Origin of the sequence: Mycobacterium sp., from assembly GCF_044370595.1 — a bacterium.
In the GTDB taxonomy this organism is placed as follows: Bacteria; Actinomycetota; Actinomycetes; order Mycobacteriales; family Mycobacteriaceae; genus Mycobacterium.
Window position 1 is genome coordinate 1 of sequence record NZ_JBILVF010000218.1, and the last position, 4,105, is coordinate 4,105.

A 4,105-nucleotide genomic window follows, 5' to 3' on the forward strand; every position below is an offset into this window, starting at 1 on the left:
GACCGCCTCCGCGGAGACCCGCGCGCGCCGACGTAACGATCAGAACATCGCCGCCGGCTTGGCCGATGAATACGAAATCGTTCTGGCCGACGTGCGACGTCGGGATCATCTCGACTCCACCCGTGCGGTGTCGCCGTTGCGCCCGGCCGAGGATGCGCTCATCGTCGACACCAGTGACATGACGCAGGCCGAAGTCATTGCCCATCTCCGAGATCTGGTTGAACAGCGAACGGGGGTGGTCCGGTGACGCAGGACGGTACCTGGTTGGACGAGAGCGACTGGGAACTCACCGATGAACAACTGACCGACGAGTCCGGCGAGGCGGGTGCCCCACCACCGGTGGTGGCTATCGTCGGGCGGCCAAATGTCGGCAAGTCCACGCTGGTAAACCGGGTACTGGGGCGCCGCGAAGCCGTCGTCCAAGATCTTCCGGGTGTCACCCGGGACCGCGTGTCCTATGACGCGTCGTGGAATGGGCGTCGGTTCGTCGTTCAGGACACCGGCGGCTGGGAGCCGGACGCGAGGGGTCTTCAGCGACTGGTCGCCGAGCAGGCCTCGGTGGCGATGCAGACAGCAGACGCGGTGATCCTGGTGGTCGACGCGGTGGTCGGCGCCACCGCGGGTGATGAGGCGGCCGCACGGATCCTGCGACGGTCGGGTAAGCCGGTCTTCCTGGCCGCCAACAAGGTTGACAATGAGAAGGGCGAGGCCGACGCCGCCGCTTTATGGTCACTGGGCATGGGGGAGCCGCACCCGATCAGTGCAATGCACGGTCGTGGAGTTGCTGACCTTCTCGACGAGGTAATCGTTGCCCTGCCCGCGATTTCAGAGTCCGCCCGTCAGGGCGGTGGGCCGCGTCGGGTTGCTCTGGTCGGCAAGCCGAATGTCGGCAAGAGTTCGCTGCTCAACAGGCTGGCCGGGGCCGAGCGCTCGGTGGTCCATGATGTCGCCGGAACGACTGTCGACCCGGTGGATTCGTTGATCGAACTCGACGGCAAGGTGTGGCGCTTCGTGGACACCGCGGGCCTGCGCCGCAAGGTCGGGCAGGCCAGTGGCCACGAGTTCTACGCATCGGTGCGCACGCACAGCGCGATCGACTCAGCCGAGGTGGTGATCGTTCTGGTCGATGCGTCCCAGCCGCTGACCGAGCAGGATCAGCGGGTGCTGTCGATGGTCATCGAGGCAGGCCGCGCGCTCGTGCTGGCGTTCAACAAATGGGATTTGGTCGATGAGGACCGGCGCTTCTTGCTTGACCGCGAAATCGACCTGCAACTGGCTCAACTGCAGTGGGCGCCGCGAGTAAACATTTCGGCCAAGACCGGTCGTGCCGTGCAGAAACTGGTCCCGGCTATGGAGACCGCGCTGGGGTCTTGGGACGCTCGAATCTCCACCGGCCAACTGAACGCCTGGCTCAAGGAAGTCGTCGCCGCGACCCCGCCGCCGGTGCGGGGCGGTAAACAACCGCGAATCCTCTTTGCCACCCAGGCGGCCGCCCGCCCGCCGACGTTCGTGTTGTTTACCACTGGCTTTCTGGAGGCCGGGTACCGCCGGTTCCTGGAGCGTCGACTCCGCGAGACATTCGGCTTCGAGGGCACCCCGATCCGGATCAACGTCCGGGTCCGGGAGAAGCGAAAGCCGAAGTTGCGCTGATTTTTTCACCCTGCTTCGTCGTCGCGGGGTAGCAGCCGTTCGGGGTGGTGGAAGTCGTTGGTTCCGCCTCTAAGCGGCAGATGGGGTGGCGGTATCCATTCTGTTCGGCCGTCGGCGAGTTTCCTTGTTCTCCAACCGCCGGGGCCGACGAGTGGATGGTGGCCTTTGCAACTGAAGGTGAGATCGTCGATGTTGGTCAGTCCGCCGGTGGCCCATTCGTCGACGTGATGAACCTCGGTGAGGTAGCCGGGGACATCGCAACCGGGAGCGGTGCAGCCACGGTCTCTGGCGTGCAAAACAATTCGCTGATCTGCTGAGGCGATGCGCTTACTACGTCCCAGATATAGCGCGCGTTCGGTGTGCTTATCAAATATGCACAAATAGTGATAGGCGTGGCTGGCCATTCGGATCAGATCCCGCATGGGCAGCATGGTGCCGCCGCCCGTGACCGCGTATCCGGCGGCGCTGCAAAGTTGCTCGAGGGTTGTGGTCGCGATGATGGTCACCGGCAGGCCATTGTGCTGCCCGAGTGCCGGGTCACCGAGTTGGCGGCGCACCAGTGCCCCCAAGGCGTCATGTTGCCGCTGGGCCATCAGTCGGCGATCGCGGGCGGCAACCTCCGGTGCCGGTTCGCCGTTTACGGTGGGGGTTTGGTCCTCGGGATTGCACATACCGGGTGCGGCGAATTTGGCGAAGATCGCCTCCAGGGCGGCCCGCAGTTCCGGGGTTGCGACCAACCTGCCGACGCTCATGCCATCGGGTCGTTGTCGGCCGCACCATTGGAAACCCCTTTGTGCGGCTCGGTATTCATCAGAGAACCTGCCATCGGGGTTGAGTTCGACGGCCAGGCGGTCGGCCACTTTCTCCAACTGGTCAGGCCGAAGCGCGGTGGCTTTCTCCGCCAGGAAGGTCTCAGCCTTCTCGACCGCGGTCGGATGAACGTCGTCGGGCAGATCCTTGAAGAACTTTTGGATGGCCCGTAAATGATCGACGTCAAGCAGGCCGGCATGCCAGGCCTTCGCCGTAGCGGGAAAAACCGGTGGGAGGGACTGACCAGTCAGAGTGGTCTGGGGACTCAGTTGGTTGGCGTCACGGGTGCGCCGCCGCGCCTCGCTGACAGTCGTTCGCATCACGTCGGCCATGACCTTGTGCGCGACTCCGCCAAGCGCTTTCTGGTCGCAGTGCTCGATCACCGCGGCCAGGTCATAGGCACAAGCGGTGGTCTGGCGACGCGCGGATTCCACCCGATCAAGAGCCCCGAGCAACGCGTCGACCGGCAGTTTTTCCCAGTCCAGCGCTCCAAGCGCCTGCACCGCGGATTCGAGGGAGGCGAAAGCGTCGGATACAGCAATCGAATGCATGTTCGAAACATACGCCTCCCCGGTGACACAATTCGAGCGATCATCCCCGCGGGCGGCAGTTTGTCCACATCGAGAACTTCATCCACAGAACGGCTTTCGGTGACTTGCGCCAGCGAATGACTCCTACCGCCGACTCCCGGTTAGGGTTCCCGGGTGTCGGTTGCCCACATGATCCTCATCGCCCTTGCCGGGGTCGGTGCCGGAGCAATCAACTCGCTGGTGGGCTCCGGCACGCTCATCACATTCCCCACCCTGGTCGCGCTTGGATACCCGCCGGTGACCGCCACAATGTCCAATGCGATCGGTCTGGTCGCTGGCGGCGTCTCGGGAACGTGGGGCTATCGGAAAGAGTTGTCCGGACAATGGCGCCGGCTGCGTTGGCAGATCCCGGCGTCGGTGATCGGTGCCGGCATCGGGTCGCTCCTCCTTCTGCACCTGCCAGAAAGGGTGTTCACCAAGGTCGTGCCTGTACTGCTCGTAGGCGCGCTGATCCTGGTCGTAGCAGGTCCGCGGGTCCAAGGCTATGCCCGTCGGCGGGCTGAGGCGGCGGGGCGCTCGGCTGAACATGTGTCGGGATTGCGGATGGCCGCCCTTGTCTTGGGAACTTTCGCAGTGGGCATCTACGGCGGTTATTTCACTGCCGCGCAAGGCATTCTGCTGATCGGTGTCATGGGGGCGCTGCTGCCGGAGGACGTGCAGCGAATGAATGCCGCTAAGAACCTGCTGTCGATGCTGGTCAACGTCGTCGCTGCGATCAGCTACACGTTGGTGGCCTTCGACCGCATCAGCTGGCCCGTCGTGGGGTTGATCGCCGCCGGTTCGCTGATCGGTGGCTGGCTCGGGGCGCACTACGGACGCCGGTTGTCGCCGACCGCTCTACGAGCAGTGATCGTCGCGGTGGGCCTGATCGGGTTGTACCGCTTGCTGACGGTGTGACGCCCCAGGCGTGCTCGGGTTCGGCGTGGTCTGGGACTGCGGTAGGATTTCGATCTGCTGGCCGCCTCGGCGGGCGGCAACGGGCTGTGGCGCAGCTTGGTAGCGCACTTGACTGGGGGTCAAGTGGTCGCAGGTTCAAATCCTGTCAGCCCGACCAG

Annotated in this window: 4 protein-coding genes and 1 tRNA gene; 4 read left to right on the plus strand and 1 reads right to left on the minus strand. The window is 64.4% G+C overall.

Annotated features, from left to right (window positions below):
• Together ADBZ5N_RS17750 and der are read left to right on the plus strand one after the other, a co-directional pair.
• Positions 1 to 247 (plus strand): (d)CMP kinase (locus tag ADBZ5N_RS17750; protein ID WP_526259728.1); only part of this gene is annotated, 247 nt, incomplete at its 5' end.
• Positions 244 to 1,650, plus strand: a complete 1,407-nt coding sequence (der, locus tag ADBZ5N_RS17755) for a ribosome biogenesis GTPase Der (protein WP_526259730.1) — start codon at positions 244 to 246, stop codon at positions 1,648 to 1,650. The genes ADBZ5N_RS17750 and der, both read left to right, overlap by 4 nt.
• A gap of 5 nt (positions 1,651 to 1,655) precedes the next feature.
• Here der and ADBZ5N_RS17760 read toward each other — a convergent pair whose 3' ends face one another.
• A complete protein-coding gene (locus ADBZ5N_RS17760) occupies positions 1,656 to 3,011 on the minus strand; it encodes an HNH endonuclease signature motif containing protein (RefSeq protein ID WP_526259732.1) in 1,356 nt (451 codons plus the stop codon).
• Positions 3,012 to 3,164: 153 nt separating this feature from the next.
• Here ADBZ5N_RS17760 and ADBZ5N_RS17765 point away from each other — a divergent pair, with 153 nt between their 5' ends.
• Together ADBZ5N_RS17765 and ADBZ5N_RS17770 are read left to right on the plus strand one after the other, a co-directional pair.
• Positions 3,165 to 3,947 carry a sulfite exporter TauE/SafE family protein gene (locus ADBZ5N_RS17765; protein ID WP_526259734.1) on the plus strand — a complete coding sequence of 261 codons (783 nt, stop codon included), beginning with the start codon at positions 3,165 to 3,167 and terminating at the stop codon, positions 3,945 to 3,947.
• An 80-nt stretch (positions 3,948 to 4,027) separates the two neighbouring features.
• Positions 4,028 to 4,104: transfer RNA gene (locus tag ADBZ5N_RS17770), tRNA-Pro, on the plus strand.
• The last annotated feature ends 1 nt before the right edge of the window (position 4,105 follow it).